The sequence below is a fragment of the Streptomyces sp. NPDC027185 genome, from assembly GCF_055567035.1.
On sequence record NZ_JBVHRF010000001.1, the window covers coordinates 94,801 to 115,581 of the forward strand.

Annotated in this window: 19 protein-coding genes; 8 read left to right on the top strand and 11 right to left on the bottom strand. The window is 71.2% G+C overall.

Translation table 11 applies throughout. The features are described 5' to 3' along the window. Position 1 precedes the first annotated feature (1 nt). The 4 genes from ACZ4M8_RS00455 to ACZ4M8_RS00470 form a co-directional block, all read right to left on the bottom strand. A complete protein-coding gene (locus ACZ4M8_RS00455) occupies positions 2-331 on the bottom strand; it encodes a non-heme iron oxygenase ferredoxin subunit (RefSeq protein ID WP_399092701.1) in 330 nt (109 codons plus the stop codon). Beyond that, the gene (gene sufD / locus ACZ4M8_RS00460) at positions 328-1,509 is read right to left on the bottom strand and encodes a Fe-S cluster assembly protein SufD (protein WP_467601968.1); all 1,182 of its coding nucleotides are present in this window, start codon (positions 1,507-1,509) and stop codon (positions 328-330) included. Before sufD ends, ACZ4M8_RS00455 begins: the two co-directional genes overlap by 4 nt. 86 nt (positions 1,510-1,595) lie before the next feature. Beyond that, entirely contained in the window at positions 1,596-3,017 is a 1,422-nt protein-coding gene (gene sufB, locus ACZ4M8_RS00465; RefSeq protein WP_399092695.1) for a Fe-S cluster assembly protein SufB, read from the bottom strand. Next, complete coding sequence (locus tag ACZ4M8_RS00470; RefSeq protein ID WP_467601971.1) at positions 3,014-3,847, bottom strand: helix-turn-helix transcriptional regulator; 834 nt, start codon at positions 3,845-3,847, stop codon at positions 3,014-3,016. Before ACZ4M8_RS00470 ends, sufB begins: the two co-directional genes overlap by 4 nt. A 289-nt stretch (positions 3,848-4,136) precedes the next feature. On the opposite strand from ACZ4M8_RS00470, the gene ACZ4M8_RS00475 reads away from it, so the two are divergent. From ACZ4M8_RS00475 to ACZ4M8_RS00485, 3 genes are all read left to right on the top strand, one after another. Further along, positions 4,137-5,105, top strand: coding sequence for an ABC transporter ATP-binding protein (locus ACZ4M8_RS00475; protein ID WP_467601973.1), 969 nt, complete (start codon positions 4,137-4,139; stop codon positions 5,103-5,105). 88 nt (positions 5,106-5,193) lie between these two features. Next, the gene (locus ACZ4M8_RS00480; RefSeq protein WP_467601976.1) at positions 5,194-5,964 is read left to right on the top strand and encodes an ABC transporter permease; all 771 of its coding nucleotides are present in this window, start codon (positions 5,194-5,196) and stop codon (positions 5,962-5,964) included. 222 nt (positions 5,965-6,186) lie between these two features. Then, on the top strand, positions 6,187-7,179 hold the full coding sequence (locus ACZ4M8_RS00485) for a COX15/CtaA family protein (protein ID WP_467601978.1): 993 nt from the start codon (positions 6,187-6,189) through the stop codon (positions 7,177-7,179). 151 nt (positions 7,180-7,330) lie between these two features. On the opposite strand, the gene ACZ4M8_RS00490 is transcribed toward ACZ4M8_RS00485, so the two are convergent. After that, entirely contained in the window at positions 7,331-7,708 is a 378-nt protein-coding gene (locus ACZ4M8_RS00490; RefSeq protein WP_467601981.1) for a hypothetical protein, read from the bottom strand. Between the two features lie 130 nt (positions 7,709-7,838). Continuing rightward, a complete protein-coding gene (locus tag ACZ4M8_RS00495) occupies positions 7,839-8,795 on the bottom strand; it encodes a heme o synthase (protein ID WP_467601984.1) in 957 nt (318 codons plus the stop codon). Between the two features lie 443 nt (positions 8,796-9,238). On the opposite strand from ACZ4M8_RS00495, the gene tkt reads away from it, so the two are divergent. Genes tkt through pgl form a run of 5 tightly spaced genes read left to right on the top strand, consistent with a single transcriptional unit; the run spans position 9,239 to position 15,827 of the window. Next, complete coding sequence (tkt, locus tag ACZ4M8_RS00500) at positions 9,239-11,326, top strand: transketolase (protein ID WP_467601987.1); 2,088 nt, start codon at positions 9,239-9,241, stop codon at positions 11,324-11,326. A gap of 35 nt (positions 11,327-11,361) precedes the next feature. Next, entirely contained in the window at positions 11,362-12,480 is a 1,119-nt protein-coding gene (tal, locus tag ACZ4M8_RS00505) for a transaldolase (RefSeq protein ID WP_467601990.1), read from the top strand. A 4-nt stretch (positions 12,481-12,484) separates the two neighbouring features. Continuing rightward, positions 12,485-14,014 carry a glucose-6-phosphate dehydrogenase gene (zwf, locus tag ACZ4M8_RS00510; RefSeq protein ID WP_467601993.1) on the top strand — a complete coding sequence of 510 codons (1,530 nt, stop codon included), beginning with the start codon at positions 12,485-12,487 and terminating at the stop codon, positions 14,012-14,014. Further along, entirely contained in the window at positions 14,011-15,048 is a 1,038-nt protein-coding gene (gene opcA, locus ACZ4M8_RS00515; RefSeq protein ID WP_450959011.1) for a glucose-6-phosphate dehydrogenase assembly protein OpcA, read from the top strand. Before zwf ends, opcA begins: the two co-directional genes overlap by 4 nt. Next, on the top strand, positions 15,045-15,827 hold the full coding sequence (pgl, locus tag ACZ4M8_RS00520) for a 6-phosphogluconolactonase (protein ID WP_467601996.1): 783 nt from the start codon (positions 15,045-15,047) through the stop codon (positions 15,825-15,827). Before opcA ends, pgl begins: the two co-directional genes overlap by 4 nt. Positions 15,828-15,908: 81 nt before the next feature. Here the strand turns inward: pgl and pgi are convergent, their stop codons facing one another. The 5 genes from pgi to ACZ4M8_RS00545 form a co-directional block, all read right to left on the bottom strand. Further along, entirely contained in the window at positions 15,909-17,561 is a 1,653-nt protein-coding gene (gene pgi / locus ACZ4M8_RS00525; protein WP_467603415.1) for a glucose-6-phosphate isomerase, read from the bottom strand. A 210-nt stretch (positions 17,562-17,771) separates the two neighbouring features. Next, on the bottom strand, positions 17,772-18,107 hold the full coding sequence (locus ACZ4M8_RS00530; RefSeq protein WP_078653942.1) for an RNA polymerase-binding protein RbpA: 336 nt from the start codon (positions 18,105-18,107) through the stop codon (positions 17,772-17,774). Between the two features lie 157 nt (positions 18,108-18,264). After that, positions 18,265-18,501: a preprotein translocase subunit SecG gene (gene secG / locus ACZ4M8_RS00535; RefSeq protein ID WP_467601999.1), complete on the bottom strand. Its 237-nt coding sequence runs from the start codon at positions 18,499-18,501 to the stop codon at positions 18,265-18,267. A gap of 154 nt (positions 18,502-18,655) precedes the next feature. Further along, positions 18,656-19,432 (bottom strand): triose-phosphate isomerase, encoded by a 777-nt coding sequence (tpiA, locus tag ACZ4M8_RS00540; RefSeq protein WP_467602002.1) that lies wholly within the window; start codon positions 19,430-19,432, stop codon positions 18,656-18,658. Positions 19,433-19,438: 6 nt separating this feature from the next. Beyond that, complete coding sequence (locus ACZ4M8_RS00545; protein ID WP_467602005.1) at positions 19,439-20,650, bottom strand: phosphoglycerate kinase; 1,212 nt, start codon at positions 20,648-20,650, stop codon at positions 19,439-19,441. Between the last annotated feature and the right edge of the window lie 131 nt (positions 20,651-20,781).

Consider the following 20,781-nt stretch of genomic DNA (forward strand, 5'->3'; position numbering starts at 1 on the left):
CTCAGGACTCCTGGGTGACGGAGACGAGCACGGAGGCTTCCGGGCCCTCTCCTTCGATCTTGACGGGGTAAACGGGGACGGGGCGCGTCGCGGGGAGGCCGGACGGCTTGCCGGTGCGCAGGTCGAAGGCCGATCCGTGCAGCCAGCACTCGATCGAGCAGTCCTCGACCTCGCCCTCCGACAGGGAGACGTTCGCGTGCGAGCAGATGTCGTTGATCGCGAACACCTCGCCCTCGGTACGGACGAGGGAGACCGGCGTGCCGTCGATTTCCACCCGCTTCGGGGTGTCCTCCGCCAGCTCGCCCAGCGTCGCCACACGTACGTAGCTCATGCCGCGGCCGCTTCCAGCTCGGCCTCGATCTTGGCCATCAGCCGCTCTTCGACGTCCGGCAGACCGATCTGCTGGATCAGCTCGGCGAAGAAGCCGCGCACGACCAGGCGGCGGGCCTCTTCGGCCGGGATGCCGCGGGCCATCAGGTAGAAGAGCTGCTCGTCGTCGAAGCGGCCGGTCGCCGAGGCGTGGCCGGCGCCGACGATCTCGCCGGTCTCGATCTCCAGGTTGGGGACCGAGTCGACCCGCGCGCCGTCGGTGAGGACGAGGTTGCGGTTGAGCTCGTAGGTGTCCGTGCCGGTGGCGGCCGCCTGGATGAGGACGTCACCGATCCACACCGCGTGCGCGTCGTCGCCCTGGAGGGCGCCCTTGTACGTGACGTGCGAGCGGCAGTTGGGAGTGTCGTGGTCGACCATGAGCCGGTGCTCCTGGTGCTGGCCGGCCTCGGTGAAGTACAGGCCGTACAGCTCCGCCTCGCCGCCGGGCGCCGCGTAGGTGACGCGCGGGTGCAGCCGGACGAGGTCGCCGCCGAAGGTGACGACGACGGACTTGAAGCTCGCGTCGCGGCCGACCAGCGCGTTGTGCTGGCCGACGTGGACGGCGGCGTCGTCCCAGTCCTGGACGGAGACGACGGTCAGCTTGGCGCCGTCCCCGAGGAGGTAGTCGACGTTGGCGGCGAGGGTGGCGTCACCGGTGTGGTCGATGACGACGACGGCCTCGGCGAACGCGCCCAGCTCGATGACCTGGTGACCGAAGGCGGTGCCGCCCTGGCCGTGCACGGAGATCCGGATCGGCTCGGTGAGCTGGGTGTCCTTGGGGACCGTGACGACCGACGCCTTGTCGAACGAGCTGTACGCCTGCGCGGCGACGCGGTCCACGGGCTTGCCCGCCTTGCCGACCCGCGGGTCGTCGCGGTCCACGGTCTCCTGGGTGACGCCCGCCGGGGTTTCCACCTCGACGAGGACGCCGCCCTCGGTGACGGCGGTGCCGTCGTGCAGGCCCTTCAGGCGCGCGAGGGGGGTGAACCGCCACTCCTCCTCCCGGCCGTGCGGCACCGGGAAGTCCGCCACGTCGTAGGAGGGCGGCGCACTCATGCGGGTGGCGACGGTGGACTCCGCGGCCACCGCGATGGAACCGGTGGTCGTGGAACCCGCCGGGATGTTCTGAGCCTCAGCCATGGCTGTCGTCGTGCTCGCTTTCTGGTTGCGCTACTCGGCCTTCCCCGAGGAAGGCCGCCGCGTCGGTCAGGGGTGTGCTGTGGCCGTCAGCCGACCGCGCCTTCCATCTGCAGCTCGATCAGCCGGTTGAGCTCCAGCGCGTACTCCATCGGGAGCTCCTTGGCGATCGGCTCGACGAAGCCGCGCACGATCATCGCCATGGCCTCGAACTCCGTCAGGCCACGGGCCATCAGGTAGAAGAGCTGGTCCTCGCTCACCTTGGAGACGGTCGCCTCGTGGCCCATCGACACGTCGTCCTCGCGGACGTCGACGTAGGGGTAGGTGTCCGAGCGGGAGATGGTGTCGACGAGCAGGGCGTCGCACAGCACGTTGGACTTGGAGCCCGCCGCGCCCTCACCGATCTCGACCAGACCGCGGTACGAGGTACGGCCGCCGCCGCGCGCCACCGACTTGGAGACGATGTTGGAGGAGGTGTTCGGCGCCATGTGGACCATCTTGGAACCGGCGTCCTGGTGCTGGCCCTCACCGGCGAAGGCGATGGAGAGCGTCTCGCCCTTGGCGTGCTCGCCCATGAGGTACACCGCGGGGTACTTCATGGTGACCTTGGAGCCGAGGTTGCCGTCGATCCACTCCATCGTCGCGCCCTCGTAGGCCACGGCCCGCTTGGTGACGAGGTTGTAGACGTTGTTCGACCAGTTCTGGATCGTCGTGTAACGGCAGCGGCCGCCCTTCTTCACGATGATCTCGACGACCGCGGAGTGCAGGGAGTCCGACTTGTAGATCGGAGCGGTGCAGCCCTCGACGTAGTGCACGTAGGCACCCTCGTCGACGATGATCAGCGTCCGCTCGAACTGGCCCATGTTCTCGGTGTTGATCCGGAAGTAGGCCTGGAGCGGGATGTCGACGTGGACACCCTTGGGGACGTAGATGAAGGAGCCGCCGGACCAGACCGCGGTGTTCAGCGACGCGAACTTGTTGTCGCCGACCGGGATGACCGTGCCGAAGTACTCCTGGAAGAGCTCCGGGTGCTCCTTGAGCGCGGTGTCGGTGTCCAGGAAGATGACGCCCTGCTCCTCCAGGTCCTCACGGATCTGGTGGTAGACGACCTCGGACTCGTACTGCGCGGCGACACCGGCGACCAGGCGCTGCTTCTCCGCCTCCGGGATGCCCAGCTTGTCGTAGGTGTTCTTGATGTCCTCGGGCAGGTCCTCCCAGGAGGCGGCCTGCTCCTCGGTGGAGCGGACGAAGTACTTGATGTTGTCGAAGTCGATGCCCGAGAGGTCGGAGCCCCAATTGGGCATGGGCTTCTTGTCGAACAGCTTCAGGCCCTTGAGACGGAGCTTGAGCATCCACTCCGGCTCGTTCTTCTTGGCCGAGATGTCGCGGACGACGGCCTCGGACAGACCGCGCTTGGCGGAGGCGCCGGCCACGTCGGAGTCGGCCCAGCCGTATTCGTACTTGCCCAGTCCGTCGAGCTCGGGGTGGGCAGTCTCCGTGGGGAGCGTCATGCGGGGTTCCTCCCGGCCGTGCTTGCAGATGCTGTGGTGGTCTTCGTGGTGTCGGGCGCGGCGGTGCCGTGCGCGCCCGCCTTCGGGATGAAGGTCGTGCACACCCCGTCGCCGTGGGCGATGGTGGCGAGCCGCTGTACGTGGGTCCCCAGCAGACGGGAGAAGACCTCGGTCTCCGCCTCGCACAGCTGCGGGAACTGCTCGGCGACATGGGCGACCGGGCAGTGGTGCTGGCAGAGCTGTTCACCGAGCTGGGAATTGGGCGCGCTGCGCGCCGTAGCAGCGTACCCGTCCGCGGTCAATGCCTCGGCCAGGGCCCGGGTGCGGCCCTCGGGACCGGCGGCCTCGACGGCCCGGCGGTACCCCTCGGCCTGCGCGGCGAGCCGGGCGCGGGCGAACTCGGCGACCGCCGCCTCGCCCTTCTCCCCGCCGCCGGCGCTCTCCGCGATCCAGCGCAGGGCGTCGGCGGCCAGCTCGTCGTAGGACTGGTCGAAGGCGTCCCGGCCGCAGTCGGTGAGGGCGAACGCCTTGGCGGGGCGGCCACGGCCGCGGGTGCCGTAGACCCGCTTCTCGCGGGGCTCGACGACGCCGTCGGCGGCCAGCGCGTCCAGGTGGCGGCGGACGGCCGCCTGGGTCAGCTCCAGACGCAGGGCCAGCTCGGCGGCGGTCGACGGACCGTGATCAAGGATGGAGCGGGCGACGCGGTTACGGGTGCCCTGCTGCTCGTCCTGCGCGGCGGCGCCCCGGGCGGACTGCTCGGAGACAGCGGGACGCGCCCCGGCGGCCGTACCGGCCGGGGACCCCTTCCGCTCCTCGCTCGCGTTTTTCACAACGCCATTGTTGCGTAATTCCACGAGCCGCGACAACCCTCGACGGGGCCACCCCACGGTGTCCTCGATCACTTAGGGTTACCTAAATGCAGGGGTGCCGGGAGGCCCGGAAGCCCTCTGTTGAGCGGAAGCGCGCCGGGCCGCGATCTTCGTGCGGACGCCCGGCGGAACCCGGAAAAAATCTTCGCCGGACCGCCGCACCCGGGGACGGCCGCCCCGCCGCCGCCCCGCACCCCGCGAGCCCGGCCCGGCGGCGGCCGCCCGCCGCGCGCTCCGTAGACTGCCGGGCATGCCCAGCACCTCCCCGGGGAGCCCCCGGACCTCCGGCCGCGCGCCCGCCGTCGAGGTCACCGGCCTGGTCAAGCGGTACGGCTCCCGGTCCCCCAAGACCGCGGTGGACGGCCTCGACCTGACCGTGGCACGTGGCGGCGTCACCGCCCTCCTCGGCCCCAACGGCGCCGGGAAGACCACCACCGTCGAGATCTGCGAGGGCTACCGCCGCCCCGACGCCGGTAGGGTCCGGGTGCTGGGTCTGGACCCGGTCGCCGACGCCGCGCGGCTGCGGCCCCGGATCGGCGTGATGCTGCAGTCCGGCGGCGTCTACAGCGGCGCCCGCGCCGAGGAGATGCTGCGGCACACCGCGTCCCTGCACGCCGACCCGGTCGACGTCGGGCTGCTCATCGAACGGCTGGGTCTGGGCAGCTGCGGGCGCACCACCTACCGGCGGCTCTCGGGCGGTCAGCAGCAGCGGCTCGCGCTGGCGATGGCCGTCGTCGGCCGCCCCGAGCTGGTCTTCCTGGACGAGCCGACCGCCGGCCTCGACCCGCAGGCCCGCCACGCCACCTGGGACCTCGTCCGCGAGCTGCGGACCGACGGCGTCAGCGTGGTGCTGACCACGCACTTCATGGACGAGGCCGAGCAACTGGCCGATGACGTCGCGATCATCGACGGCGGCCGGGTCATCGCCCAGGGCACCCCCGAGGAGCTGTGCCGGGGCGGCGCGGAGAACACCCTGCGCTTCACCGGGCGGCCCGGTCTGGACCTCGCGTCGCTCCGCAAGGCGCTGCCCGAGGACAGCACCGCCGCCGAACCGGCCGCCGGCAGCTACCGCGTCACCGGCACCGTGGACCCCCAGATGCTGGCCACCGTCGCCTCCTGGTGCGCCCAGAACGGCGTCCTGCCCGATTCCATCGCCGTCGAACGGCACACCCTGGAAGACGTCTTCCTGGACCTGACCGGCAAGGAGCTGCGGGTATGAGCCGGCACCACACACCGTCCGGCCGGGGGCCCGGGGGTCGCCCCCCGGGACAGCACAGCCTGGACCTGACCGGCAAGGAGCTGCGGGTATGACCGCGACCGGTACGTTCACCCCGCGGCCCGGGGCCGCGCCGCTGGCGCGGATGATCCGTGCGCAGGCGGTGCTGGAGACCCGGATGCTGCTGCGCAACGGCGAGCAGCTGCTGCTGACGGTCGTCATCCCGACGCTGCTGCTGGTGCTGTTCTCCGCCGTCGACATCATCGACACCGGCGCCGGCAGCGCCGTCGACTTCCTGGCGCCCGGCGTGCTGGCGCTCGCGGTGATGTCGACGGCGTTCACCGGGCAGGCCATCGCCACCGGTTTCGAGCGGCGCTACGGCGTCCTCAAGCGGCTCGCCGCCTCGCCGCTGCCGCGCTGGGGTCTGATGACCGCGAAGACCTGCGCGGTGCTGGTGACCGAGGTGCTCCAGATCGCGCTGCTGACCGTGGTCGCGCTGGCGCTGGGCTGGTCGCCGCGGGGCAATCCGCTCGCGGTCGCCGTGCTGCTGATCCTGGGCACCGCGGCGTTCTCCGGACTCGGGCTGCTGATGGCCGGGACGCTGCGGGCGGAGGCGACGCTGGCCGCCGCCAACCTCGTCTTCCTGCTGCTCCTGGTGGGCGGCGGCGTCATCGTGCCGCTGACGAAGTTCCCGGAGGCGGCGCAGACCGTCCTCGGCCTGCTGCCGATCTCCGCGCTCTCCGACGGGCTGCGCGCCGTCCTCCAGCACGGGGCCCCGCTCCCCTGGGGCGATGTCGGCGTCCTCGCCGTCTGGGCGGTGCTCGGGCTGGGCGCCGCGGCCCGGTTCTTCCGCTGGGAGTGACGGGCGGCCCCGGGCGCGGCGGACACCCCGGCGCGCCCGGGGCCGACCCGGTCGCCCACGGCCCCGGGACCGTCGCCCGTCGCCCGATGGCGCCCCCGCGCCCCGGGACCCGCTGTCCCGCACGCGTCCGCCGCCCCGGCCGTTCCGTCGTGCTACGTACCACCCTGGGCCCTGTGCACCCCTCGTGAAACTTTGCACAAGGCGGCGCCTACGATGTCCCCCGTGCCGAAAACGCTGAACCCCCTTGAGCTGATCTCCCGCGTCTGGCAGCCTTCCGCGCGCCTGGTGCGACGGGCCGCGCTGACCACCGTCGTGATGGCCGTCGTCATCGTCGTCACGGGGGGCGCGGTGCGGCTGTCCCAGTCCGGCCTCGGCTGCTCCACCTGGCCGCGCTGCACGCCGGACAGCCTGACGCCGACGGCGGCGATGGGCGTCAACGGTCTGATCGAGTTCGGCAACCGCCTGCTCACGTACGTGCTCTGCGTGGTGATCGGCGTGTTCATCATCGCGGCGCGGGCGCGGGCCCCGCACCGCCGGTCGCTGACCCGGCTGGGCTGGGCACAGTTCTGGATCGTCATGGGCAACGCCGTCGTCGGCGGCATCACCGTCCTGACCGGCCTCAATCCGTACATCGTCGCCGGGCACTTCCTGCTCTCCACCGGGCTGCTCACGGTGGCCGTGGTGACCTGGCGGCGCTCGGCCGAGGGGGACGAGACGCCGCGGGACCTGGTCGCGCGGCCGGTGCGCCAGCTGGCGTGGGTGCTGCTGGGCGCGACCGCCGTGCTGACGCTGGTCGGCACCCTCGTCACGGGGACCGGGCCGCACGCGGGCGACGCCCGGAAGGTCCATCGCATCCCGCTGGACTGGCGTGAGGTCACCCAGCTGCACGTCGACTTCGTCTACATCGTCGTCGGCCTGACGATCGCCCTGTGGTTCACGCTGCGCGCGGTCAAGGCGCCCGCCGCGCCCCGCCGCGCCGTCCGCGACCTCGTCGTCTGCCTGCTCCTCCAGGGCGTCATCGGCTACGTCCAGTACTTCTTCGGGCTGCCGGAGCTGGTCGTCGGGCTGCACATGCTCGGCTCGACGCTGGTGTGGATCGCCGCGCTGCGCGTGGTGCTGGCGCTGCGCGACCGCGGCCCGCTCGTGGAACTGCCGGAGCAGCAGAGCGACGAGGCCGAGCCGGTCCGGTCCGCCGAACCGGCCGCCGCGGGCTGACCGCCGCCCTTCGGGGCGCCCCGTACAGGAAGGAGCCCACCGGGCGCGCGCCTCACGCGCCCGGTGGGCTCCTTCGTACGTTCGTGTCCGGCGTACGTCCGCGTCCTTCGTGCGTCCGTGTGTCCGGCGTACGACCTCGTCCGGGGCGGGCTCAGCCGTCGGCCGGGCCGCCGATCTGGATCCCGGCCATCCGGGTCCACTCGTAGCGGCCGGTGCGCACCCTGGCGGCGAGATCGCCGTCGAAGTCGTCCTGGAGGGTGATCCCGGCCCGCTCGGCGCCGGTGCGCGCCTCCTCCCGGGAGGCGGCGACGAGGTTGCCCCAGCCGCCGTCGGCGCCCACGAGGGCGATACGGATCCGGCCGCGGCCGATGTGGGCCAGCTGCCCCTCGGCGCTGCCGCCGTGCGCGGCGGCGAAGGCCCGCATCTCCTTGGCGAGCCGCGCCGCGTGCCGCTCCGTCCGCCTCTGTGCCCGCGCGTCCGCCCGCTCCTCGGCCGCCGGCTGCTCGTCCGCCTGCTTGGTGTCTGCCATACCCCGATGCTACCCACCGGTAGGACTCTTGGGGAGAGGTGCCCGCCCATCCCGTCCCCGGGGCGCCCCCGGACCGCGCGAAGGCCCGCCCGGAGCGTGCCGGACGGGTCTTGCGGAGGAACGTACGAGGTCAGCGGAGGAAGGGGTCCACCGCGACGGCGACGAAGAGGAGCGAGACGTACGTGATCGACCAGTGGAAGAGCCGCATCTCCTTGAGCTTGGGGCCCGTGATGCCGGCCTTGGCGCGGGCCTGGAGACCGTGCGCCTCCCGCAGCCAGAACGCGCCGCAGGCCAGCGCGACCACGGTGTAGAACCAGCCGGTGTACCCCAGCGGCTGGAGCAGCAGCGACACCCCGACCATGACCCAGCTGTAGAGGACGATCTGCCGGGCGACGGCCTTGTTGCCCGCGACGGCGGGGAGCATCGGCACACCGACCCGCTCGTAGTCGTCCTTGACCTTCATCGACAGCGGCCAGTAGTGCGGCGGCGTCCAGAAGAAGATCACCATGAAGAGGATGACCGCGGCCCAGGAGAGCGAGTTCGTCACCGAGGACCAGCCGATGAACACCGGCAGACAGCCGGCGATACCGCCCCAGACGATGTTCTGGCTGGTGCGCCGCTTGAGGATCATCGTGTAGACGATGACGTAGAAGAGGATCGCGCCCAGCGAGAGCATCGCCGACAGCGGGTTGACGAGGTACCAGAACCACGCGGTGGAGCCGACCGTGAGCGCGCTCGCGAAGACCAGGCACTCACGCGGCGAGACCATGCCCGTCACCAGCGGGCGCTGGGCGGTGCGGTCCATCAGCGCGTCGATGTCGCGGTCGATGTACATGTTGTACGCCGCGGCGCCGCCCGCCGAGAGGTAGCCGCCGATACAGGTGGCGAGCACCAGCCAGAGGTCCGGGACGCCGCCGGCGGCCAGGAACATCACCGGAACCGTCGTCATCAGCAGCAGCTCGATGACGCGCGGCTTGGTGAGCGCGATGAACGCCTTGACGCGGGCGCCGAACGGCCGGTGGCCGGGGTTCGGACTCCCGGGGCTCTGAGAGAGCGCCCCCGCAGGACGGGATTCGACGGCCGTCACGCACACCCCTGGAAGTAACATCAGCGGCTTTCACCGCGGAGATAAAGGCCAGCAAGCACATCCGGCCCTGGCGGCCGCGAGGCTTGCGCGTACCACGCCACTTTAGACGTTGGCCATACCGCGATCTTCGCGGGGGTCCGCTCGTGTTGGGTTCGCCGGCCGCGCCGCCGGGTACCCGCTCCGGCGCCCCGCTCTCCTCCTACAAGAGGCGAAGGCGGACCGCGCCCGGCAGTCTGGGGGACGAAGGCCGTGTCCCGCACGTCCGGAATGCCGGGGATACGGCGCCGGTTCCCCGGAGGAAAGGTGTACTCCACCGGGCGGCGGCGCCGGTTCCGCGTCGAGAAGTCGAAAAGACGCACGCACCGGCAGGGGTAGGCTCGACACCGCCTGGCGGACATACCGTCCGCGGCATTTCGACATGTGGAGAGGAGCCCTGAATCAGGGTGAGCACCAAGCCGACCACCACAGACATCGAGTGGACCGAACTGGACAAGCGGGCCGTCGACACGGGCCGTGTCCTGGCCATGGATTCCGTGCAGAAGGTCGGAAACGGCCATCCTGGTACGGCCATGAGCCTGGCTCCTGCCGCCTACCTTCTCTTCCAGAAGCTGATGCGGCACGACCCGGCCGACGCGGAGTGGACCGGTCGCGACCGGTTCGTCCTCTCCGCCGGCCACTCCAGCCTGACCCTCTACATCCAGCTCTTCCTCGCCGGCTACGGCCTGGAGCTGGACGACCTGAAGGCGTTCCGCACCTGGGGCTCCAAGACCCCGGGCCACCCGGAGTACGGCCACACCACCGGCGTCGAGACCACCACCGGCCCGCTGGGCCAGGGTGTCGCCAACGCCGTGGGCATGGCGATGGCCGCCCGTTACGAGCGCGGTCTGTTCGACCCGGAGGCGCCCGCGGGCACCTCCCCGTTCGACCACACCATCTGGGTCATCGCCGGTGACGGCTGCCTCCAGGAGGGCATCTCCGCCGAGGCGTCCTCCCTCGCCGGCCACCAGAAGCTCGGCAACCTCGTCCTCCTCTGGGACGACAACCACATCTCGATCGAGGGCGACACCGAGACCGCGGTCTCCGAGGACACCCTCAAGCGGTACGAGGCGTACGGCTGGCACGTCCAGCGCGTCGAGCAGCTGCCCAACGGCGACCTGGACCCGATCGGTCTGGCCCGCGCGCTGCAGGCGGCCAAGGCGGAGACCGAGCGTCCGTCGTTCATCGCGGCCCGGTCGATCATCGCCTGGCCGGCGCCGAACGCGCAGAACACCGAGGCCGCGCACGGCTCGGCCCTGGGCGCCGAGGAGGTCGCCGCCACCAAGCGGGTGCTCGGCTTCGACCCGGAGCAGTCCTTCGAGGTCGCCCCCGAGGTCCTGGCCCACACCCGTGAGGCGCTGGACCGCGGCCGCGACGCCCGCGCCGAGTGGGACAAGGCGTTCGCCGCCTGGCGGACCGCCAACCCCGAGCGCGCCGCCGAGTTCGACCGCATCAGCGCGGGCGAGCTGCCGGTCGGCTGGGAGGACCACCTCCCGGCGTTCGAGACCGGCAAGGCGGTCGCCACCCGCGCCGCCTCCGGCAAGGTGCTGGCCGCGCTGGGCGGTGTGCTGCCCGAGCTGTGGGGCGGCTCCGCCGACCTCGCCGGCTCCAACAACACCACGATCGACAAGACCTCGTCGTTCCTGCCGGTGGGCAACCCGCTGCCGGGCGCCGACCCGTACGGCCGCACGATCCACTACGGCATCCGCGAGCACTCCATGGCCGCGGAGATGAACGGCATCGCGCTGCACGGCAACACCCGCATCTACGGCGGCACCTTCCTGGTGTTCTCCGACTACATGCGCAACGCCGTCCGGCTGTCCGCGCTGATGCACCTGCCGGTGACGTACGTCTGGACGCACGACTCCATCGGTCTGGGCGAGGACGGCCCGACCCACCAGCCGGTCGAGCACCTGGCCTCGCTGCGCGCCATCCCGGGCCTGAACGTCGTACGCCCGGCCGATGCCAACGAGACCGTCATCGCGTGGCGCGAGATCCTGAAGCGCTACACGAAGGAGTTCGGCGTGGGCGCCCCGCACGGCCTGGCGCTGACCCGCCAGGGCGTGCCGACGTACGAGGCGAACGACGACGCGGCCAAGGGCGGCTACGTCCTTTTCGACTCCGAGGGCGGCGCACCGCAGGTCGTGCTGATCGGCACCGGCTCCGAGGTGCAGCTCTGCGTCGAGGCGCGCGAGCAGCTCCAGGCCGCGGGGATCCCGACGCGCGTGGTGTCGATGCCCTGTGTCGAGTGGTTCGAGGAGCAGGAGCAGTCCTACCGCGACAGCGTCCTGCCCCCGTCGGTCAAGGCGCGCGTCGCCGTCGAGGCGGGCGTGGGCCTGACCTGGCACCGCTACGTCGGTGACGCCGGGCGGATCGTGTCGCTGGAGCACTTCGGCGCCTCGGCCGACGCGAAGGTCCTCTTCCGCGAGTTCGGTTTCACCGCCGACGCGGTGACCGCCGCCGCCCGGGAATCGCTGGAAGCCACCGCGCGCTGACGCCGGTACACGAACAAGTAGGAGATGCAATCCCCATGACAGACGCACTCAAGCGCCTCTCCGACGAAGGCGTCGCGATCTGGCTGGACGACCTGTCGCGCCAGCGCATCACGTCCGGCAACCTCGCCGAGCTGATCGACCAGCAGCACGTCGTCGGCGTCACCACCAACCCGTCGATCTTCCAGAAGGCGATCTCGGACGGCCACGGCTACGACCAGCAGGTCGCCGATCTGGCCGCCCGCAAGGTCACCGTCGAGGAAGCGATCCGCATGATCACGACGGCGGACGTCCGGGACGCCGCCGACATCCTGCGGCCGGTCTTCGACGCCACCGACGGCCAGGACGGCCGGGTCTCCATCGAGGTCGACCCGCGCCTGGCGCACCACACCACGCCCACCGTCGCCGAGGCGAAGCAGCTGGCGTGGCTGGTGGACCGGCCCAACACCCTCATCAAGATCCCGGCCACCAAGGCGGGTCTGCCGGCGATCACCGAGGTCATCGCCCGGGGCATCAGCGTCAACGTCACGCTGATCTTCTCGCTGGAGCGCTACCGCGAGGTGATGGACGCCTACCTGACGGGTCTGGAGAAGGCGAAGGCCGCCGGCCTGGACCTCTCCAAGATCCACTCGGTGGCGTCGTTCTTCGTCTCCCGCGTCGACTCCGAGATCGACAAGCGGCTGGACGCCCTCGGCACCGACGAGGCCAAGGCCCTCAAGGGCAAGGCGGCGCTCGCCAACGCCCGGCTGGCCTACGAGGCGTACGAGGAGGTCTTCTCCTCGGAGCGCTGGGCCGCCCTCGACAAGGCGCAGGCCAACAAGCAGCGTCCGCTGTGGGCCTCGACCGGCGTCAAGGACCCGGCGTACAAGGACACCCTCTACGTCGACGAGCTGGTCGCCCCGGGCACGGTCAACACCATGCCGGAGGCCACCCTCCAGGCGACCGGTGACCACGGCGAGATCACCGGTGACACCGTCCGCGGGACCTACGAGCAGGCCCGTGCGGACCTCGACGCCGTCGCGAAGCTCGGGATCTCGTACGACGAGGTCGTGCAGCTCCTGGAGGACGAGGGCGTGCAGAAGTTCGAGGCTTCCTGGAACGACCTGCTCAAGTCCACCGAGGCGGAGCTCAAGCGCCTCGCTCCTTCGGAGGGCTGACACCTTGACCGCAGTTCATGGAGCGAACCCGCTTCGTGACGCCGCGGACCGACGGCTCCCGCGTATCGCGGGGCCGTCGGGCCTGGTCATCTTCGGCGTCACGGGCGATTTGTCGCGTAAAAAGCTGATGCCGGCGGTTTACGACCTCGCCAACCGCGGTCTGCTCCCGCCCGGCTTCTCCCTCATCGGCTTCGCCCGCCGCGAATGGCAGGACGAGGACTTCGCGCAGGTGGTGCACGACGCCGTCAAGCAGCACTCGCGTACGCCGTTCCGCGAGGAGGTCTGGCAGCAGCTCATCCAGGGGATGCGCTTCGTCCAGGGCAACTTCGACGACGACGCGGCGTTCGAGACGCTGAAGGAGACCATCGAGGAGCTGGACAAGGCGCAGGGCACGGGCGGCAACTTCGCCTTCTACCTGTCCGTCCCGCCCAAGTTCTTCCCCACGGTCGTCAAGCAGCTCAAGAACCACGGACTCGCCGACCAGAAGAACGGCTGGCGCCGCGCGGTCATCGAGAAGCCCTTCGGCCACGACCTCAAGAGCGCCCAGGAGCTGAACCAGGTCGTCGACGAGGTCTTCCCGCCCGAGGCGGTCTTCCGGATCGACCACTACCTCGGCAAGGAGACCGTCCAGAACATCCTGGCGCTCCGCTTCGCCAACACGATGTTCGAGCCGCTGTGGAACCGCAGCTACGTCGACCACGTACAGATCACCATGGCCGAGGACATCGGCATCGGTGGCCGGGCCGGTTACTACGACGGCATCGGCGCGGCGCGTGACGTCATCCAGAACCACCTGCTCCAGCTGCTCGCGCTGACCGCCATGGAGGAGCCGTCCTCCTTCGACGCGGACGCGCTGGTCGCGGAGAAGACCAAGGTGCTGGGCGCCGTACGGCTCCCCGCCGACCTCGGCAAGGAGACGGTGCGCGCGCAGTACACCGCCGGGTGGCAGGGCGGTGAGCAGGCCGTCGGCTACCTCCAGGAAGACGGTATCGACCCCAAGTCGAAGACCGACACCTACGCCGCGATCAAGCTGGAGGTGGACAACCGCCGCTGGGCGGGCGTCCCCTTCTACCTGCGCACCGGCAAGCGGCTGGGCCGCCGGGTCACCGAGATCGCGCTGGTCTTCCAGCGGGCGCCGCACTCCCCCTTCGACCACACCGCGACGGAGGAGCTGGGCCAGAACGCCCTGGTCATCCGGGTGCAGCCGGACGAGGGCGTGACCGTGCGCTTCGGCTCGAAGGTGCCCGGCACCTCGATGGAGGTGCGAGACGTCTCCATGGACTTCGCGTACGGCGAGTCGTTCACGGAGTCGAGCCCGGAGGCGTACGAGCGGCTCATCCTCGATGTGCTGCTGGGCGACGCCAACCTCTTCCCGCGGCTGGAGGAGGTCGAGCAGTCCTGGCGGATCCTCGACCCGATCGAGGAGTACTGGGACCGCCACGGCAAGCCGGCGCAGTACCCGGCCGGCACCTGGGGGCCCACCGAGGCGGACGAAATGCTCGCACGAGACGGACGGAGCTGGCGTCGCCCATGAAGATCGACCTGACGGAAACCACGGCCAGCAAGATCAACAAGGCGCTGGTGCAGGGCCGCCGCGCCGTCGGCACGCCCGCCGTCGGCATGGTGCTCACCCTCGTCATCGTCACCGACGAGGAGAACGCCTACGACGCCCTGAAGGCGGCCAACGAGGCGTCCCGCGAGCACCCCTCGCGGACCCTGGTCGTCATCAAGCGGGTCAGCCGGACCCCGCGCGACCGGGCCAAGGCCCGGCTGGACGCCGAGGTCCGGGTCGGCGCGGACGCCGGTACGGGCGAGACGGTCGTCCTGCGGCTGTACGGCGAGGCGATCGACCACGCCCAGTCCGTGGTGCTGCCGCTGCTGCTGCCGGACGCGCCCGTCGTCGTGTGGTGGGCGGTCAACGGTCCGCTGGACCCGGCGAAGGACCCGCTCGGTGCGCTGGCCCAGCGCCGCGTCACCGACGCCTACGCCTCCGAGCAGCCCATCCAGGAGCTGACCGACCGCGCCGCCACGTACACCCCCGGGGACACGGATCTGTCCTGGAGCCGGATCACGCCGTGGCGTTCGATGCTGGCGGCGGCGCTGGACCAGATGCCGTGCAGGATCACCTCCGCCGTGGTGGAGGGCGAGGAGTTCAACCCCAGCTGCGAGCTGCTCGGCATGTGGCTCGCCAGCCGGCTGGACGTCCCCGTCGAGCGCACCGTCTCGTCCGGCCCCGGCCTCACCGCGGTACGGCTGGAGACCGACGGCGGGCCGATCGTGCTGGACCGGGCGGACGGTTCGCTGGCCACCCTGTCGATGCAGGGCCAGCCCGACCGGGCGGTGGCGCTCAAGCGGCGGGAGACCTCCGAACTCCTCGCCGAGGAGCTGCGCCGGCTCGACCCGGACGACACCTTCGCCGCCGCGCTGAAGTACGGCGTGGAGCGGCTGGGCGAGGCGGCCCGCACCACCGCGCCCGGGACGGCGGCCGAGGCGCCGGCCGAGGGCGGCCAGGAGGCGGCGAAGCCCGCGCCGAAGAAGTCCGCGGCGAAGAAGGCGGCCGCCAAGTGAGCGCACCGCAGGTCGTCGTCCACCGCGACAAGGAGCTGATGGCCCAGGCCGCGGCCGCCCGGCTGATCACGAAGATCGTGGACGCCCAGGCCGCCCGGGGCTCCGCCTCCGTCGTGCTGACCGGCGGGCGCAACGGCAACGGGCTGCTCGCGGCCCTCGCCGCGGCGCCCGCCCGGGACGCCGTGGACTGGTCCCGCCTCGACCTGTGGTGGGGCGACGAACGGTTCCTGCCGGACGGCGACCCGGAGCGCAACGAGACCCAGGCCCGCACGGCGCTGCTCGACTCCGTCCCGCTCGACCCGGCGCGGGTCCACGCCATGGCCCCGGCCGGCGGCCCGTACGGCAACGACGTGGACGCCGCGGCCGAGGCGTACGCCGCCGAACTCGCCGCGGCGGCGGGCCCGGAGGACCACGGCCCGGTGCCGTCCTTCGACGTCCTGCTGCTGGGCGTCGGGCCGGACACCCACATCGCCTCCCTCTTCCCGGAGCTGCCGGGGGTGCGGGAGACCGAGCGGACGGTGGTCGGGGTGCGCGGCGCGCCGAAGCCGCCGCCCACCCGCGTCTCGCTGACGCTGCCCGCGATCCGCGCGGCGCGGGAGGTGTGGCTGCTCGCCGCCGGTGAGGACAAGGCGCAGGCCACGGCCATGGCGCTCTCCGGCGCCGGGGAGATCCAGGCGCCGGCCGCCGGGGCCCGGGGCCGCAGCCGCACCCTGTGGCTGCTGGACGAGGCGGCGGCCGCCCGGCTGCCGCGCGACCTCTACCCGCCGGCCTCCGCCTGACACCCGGCACACACGCAAGGGCTCCCGCACCGTCCGACGGTGCGGGAGCCCTTGCGTCATACGGGCGCACGGCCCGTGGGATCACCGGCCGCGCAGCTCGCGGTACGTGGTGACCAGGGCTGCCGTCGAGGCGTCCAGGCCCGGCACCTCGGCGCCTTCGGTGAGCGCCGGCTCGACCCGCTTGGCGAGGACCTTGCCCAGCTCCACGCCCCACTGGTCGAAGGAGTCGATGTTCCACACCGCGCCCTGGACGAACACCTTGTGCTCGTAGAGGGCGATCAGCTGGCCCAGGACGGACGGGGACAGCTCGGCGGCGAGGATCGTGGTGGTGGGGTGGTTGCCGCGGAACGTCCTGTGCGGCACCAGTTCCTCGGCGACGCCCTCGGCGCGCACCTCGTCCGGCGTCTTGCCGAAGGCCAGCGCCTGGCCCTGGGCGAAGAGGTTGGCCATCAGCAGATCGTGCTGGGCGGCGAGGCGGGGCTCCAGATCCGCCACCGGCCGCGCGAAGCCGATGAGGTCCGCCGGGATCATCTTCGTGCCCTGGTGGAGCAGCTGATAGTAGGCGTGCTGGCCGTTGGTGCCGGGCGTGCCCCAGACCACCGGGCCGGTCTGCCAGTGCACCGGACGGCCCTCGCGGTCCACCGACTTGCCGTTGGACTCCATGTCGAGCTGCTGGAGATAGGCGGTGAACTTCGACAGATAGTGGCTGTACGGCAGGACGGCGTGCGACTGCGCGTCGAAGAAGTTGCCGTACCAGATGCCGAGCAGACCCAGCAGCAGCGGCGCGTTCTCCTCGGGAGGGGCGGTACGGAAATGCTCGTCGACGAGGTGGAACCCGGCGAGCATCTCCCGGAAGTGCTCCGGACCGATCGCGATCATCAGCGACAGGCCGATCGCCGAGTCGTAGGAGTAGCGGCCCCCGACCCAGTCCCAGAACTCGAACATGTTGGTCGTGTCGATCCCGAACGCCGCGACCTTCTCGGCGTTGGTGGACAGCGCCACGAAGTGCTTGGCCACCGCCTTCTCGTCGGCGCCCAGCCCGTCGAGCAGCCAGGCACGCGCCGAGGTGGCGTTGGTCAGCGTCTCGATGGTGGTGAAGGTCTTCGACGCGATGACGAACAGCGTCTCGGCCGGGTCCAGATCGCGCAGCGCCTCGTGCAGATCGGCGCCGTCGACGTTGGAGACGAAGCGGAACTGCATCTCCCGGTGGGTGTAGGCGCGCAGCGCCTCGTACGCCATGGCGGGGCCCAGGTCGGAGCCGCCGATGCCGATGTTGACGACCGTTTTGATACGGCGTCCGGTGTGGCCCGTCCAGTCGCCGGAGCGGACCCGGTCGGCGAAGGTCGCCATCTTGGTGAGGACGGCGTGGACGGCGGGGACGACGTTCTGCCCGTCGGTCTCGATCACCGCGGAGCCGGGGGCGCGCAGCGCGGTGTGCAGCACCGAACGGCCCTCGGTGACGTTGATCTTCTCGCCGCGGAACATCGCGTCCCGCAGTTCGCTCACGCCCGTCGCCGCCGCCAGCTCCCTCAGCAGCAGCAGCGTCTCGTCGGTGATCAGATGCTTGGAGTAGTCGATGTGCAGGTCACCCACCTGAAGGGTGTAGCGCCCGGCGCGCTCCGGCTCCTGGGCGAACAGATCCCGCAGCTGGGGATCGCCCAGCTGCGCGCGGTGCGCGCCCAGCGCCGCCCACTCAGGCATCTGATCGAGCCTGCTGCGGCCTTCTGCGTTCATCTCGGACATCAGCCTTCTTCGTCTCGTACCGGCCCCGCCGCTCTCCAATTTAGTTGATCAGGGCGCGATATGAGGGGTCTGTCCGCTGTCGGCACACGGGTCGCCGGACGGCGCCGCGCACCGCCCCGTACCGCGCCCGGAACGCCAACGGCCCGGCCGGGGAAGGGTGTTCCCTCCCCCGGCCGGGCCGGTCGTGCGGGCGATGCGGCGTCAGATCTCGCCGCGGAGTTTGGCCAGCGCCTCGGCGAGGATCGCCTCGCCGTCCGCGTCGCTGCGGCGCTCACGCACATACGCGAGGTGGGTCTTGTACGGCTCGGTGCGCGGCGGGTCCGGCGGGCTGTCCCGGTCCTTGCCCGCCGGGAAGCCGCAGCGCTGGCAGTCCCAGGTGTCGGGAACCTGTGCGTCGCCGGCGAAGCTGGGCTGCGTCTCGTGCCCGTTGGCGCACCAGAAGGAGATCCGGGTACGCGGCGCGGACTCGCCGCGCTCGGCCTCCCCCATCGGCCCCGCCCCGACCCGGCTTCCTCGGATCGCGTTGCCACTTGCCACGGTCGTAACTCCCTGCGTAATGGTGCTGCACAGCATCGCGCGGCAGCTGCGCTGCGGGCGCTCCGGTCTCTGAAAGGCCCAACGCGCGCCCCGCGACGGGAGTTACCGCCCGCGACAGGACGCCGCCCCCATGATAGGCCGCGTCCCCGACACCATGTCAGCTGCCGAGCTTCATCAGGACACCGAGCACGACGATGCAGGCGAACCACAGGAGACCCACGACGACCGTGATGCGGTCGAGGTTCCGCTCGGCGACGGAGGAGCCGCCGACGGAGGACTGCATACCGCCACCGAACATGTCGGACAGGCCGCCGCCCTTCCCCTTGTGCATGAGCACCAGCATCATCAGCAGCAGGCTGAAGACGATGAGGGCGATCGAGAACCCGATGACCACGGCTGGACCAACTCTCTAGGACTGCGGACGGTATCGATGGCGCCGGTGCGGGCCGCGCGGCACACGGCGGCGACATCGTGCGGGGCCGGACCGCGCGCTGAGCGCCGGACCGGCCCCGACAGGGTACGACGGGCCGGGCCCGTCGTCATAGCTGCTACTGGTCGCGGAAGCGGACGATCTTCACGAACTCGTCCGCGTCCAGCGCCGCGCCGCCGACCAGGGCGCCGTCGACGTCGGGCTGCGCCATGATCGCGGCGACGTTGCCGGACTTGACGGAACCGCCGTACTGGATGCGGACCTTGTCCGCCAGCTCCTGGCTGTACAGCTCGGCGAGGCGGCCGCGGATCGCCCCGCAGACCTCCTGTGCGTCCTCGGGCGTGGCGACCTCGCCGGTGCCGATGGCCCAGACGGGCTCGTAGGCGATCACGAGGGTCCCGGCCTGCTCGGCGGGGACGTCCTTGAGGGCGCCGTCGACCTGGGCGAGGGTGTGCGCGACCTGGTTTCCGGCCTTGCGGACGTCCAGGCCCTCACCGACGCAGAGGATCGGCGTGATGCCGTGCTTGAAGGCGGCCTTGACCTTGGCGTTGCAGATCTCCTCGTTCTCACCGTGGTACTGGCGGCGCTCGCTGTGGCCGATCGCCACGTACGTGCACTTCAGCTTGGCGAGCATGGCGCCGGAGATCTCACCGGTGTAGGCGCCGGAGTCCTGCGCGGAGATGTCCTGGGCGCCGTACTTGATCTTCAGCTTGTCGCCGTCGACCAGGGTCTGCACCGAGCGGAGGTCGGTGAAGGGCGGCAGGACCGCGACCTCGACGGCGTCGTAGTCCTTGTCGGTGAGCGCGAAGGCGAGCTTCTGGACGTGGGCGATGGCCTCGAGGTGGTTGAGGTTCATCTTCCAGTTGCCCGCCATCAGCGGGGTACGAGCAGTCACGGTGGTTCAGTCCTCCAGAGCGGCGAGGCCGGGGAGCGTCTTGCCTTCGAGGTATTCGAGGCTGGCGCCGCCGCCGGTCGAAATGTGGCCAAAAGCATTCTCGTCGAAGCCGAGCTGACGGACCGCGGCGGCGCTGTCGCCACCGCCGACGACCGTGAAGGCGGACGAGTCCAGCAGTCCCTGCGCGACGGCCTTGGTACCGCCCGCGTAATCGGGGTGTTCGAAGACGCCCATCGGGCCGTTCCAGAAGATGGTGGCCGCGTCGGCGAGCTTCGCGGCGTACAGCTCGCGGGTGCGGGGGCCGATGTCCAGGCCCTCCTTGTCCGCCGGGATGGCGTCCGCGGCGACGGTGTCCGGGTTGGCCGGGGCCTTCGTCTTCAGGTCCGGGAAGTCCGCGGAGACCAGGACGTCGACGGGGAGCACGAACTCCACACCCTTGGCCGCGGCCCGTTCCAGGTACTCCTGGACGGCCGGGATCTGGTCCTTCTGGAGCAGCGAGATACCGACCTCGTGGCCCTGGGCGGCGAGGAAGGTGTACGCCATACCGCCGCCGATGAGGATGCGGTCGGCGCGCTCCAGCAGGTGGTCGATGACGCCGAGCTTGTCGGAGACCTTCGCGCCGCCGAGCACCACGGCGTAGGGACGCTTGACGTCCTCGGTGAGGCGCTTGAGGACGGAGACCTCGGTGGCGATCAGGTCGCCGGCGGCGTGCGGGAGACGCGCGGGGAGGTCGTAGACGGAGGCGTGCTTGCGGTGCACGGCGCCGAAGCCGTCGCCGACGTAGAGGTCCGCCAGCTCGGCCAGCTGGTCGGCGAAGGCGCCGCGCTCGGCGTCGTCCTTGCTGGTCTCGCCGGGGTTGAAGCGCAGGTTCTCCAGCACGGCGACCTCGCCGTCGCCCAGGGAGGCGACGGTGGCGCGGGCGGAGTCGCCGACCGTGTCGGTGGCGAAGGCGACGTCGCGGCCCAGCAGCTCGCCGAGCCGGGCGGCGGCGGGGGCCAGCGAGAACGCCGGGTCCGGGGCGCCCTTGGGGCGGCCCAGGTGGGAGGCGACGATGACCTTGGCGCCGTTCTGGGCGAGCTTGGCGATCGTCGGCTGGACGGCGCGGATACGGCCGTCGTCGGTGATGGTCGCGCCGTCGAGCGGCACGTTCAGGTCGGCGCGGACGAACACCCGCTTGCCCCCGACCCCGTCGGCGATGAGTTCGTCGATCGTCTTCATTGAGGAATGACTCCGTTGCATCAGATCAGCCATGGCTCGGGGCTCGTACGACGCGTCGTCGCGTCGTACGAGCCCCGACCGTACATCTCGGTGCGTGGGTGCCCGTGGCACGGGGCACCCGCCGGCCTCAG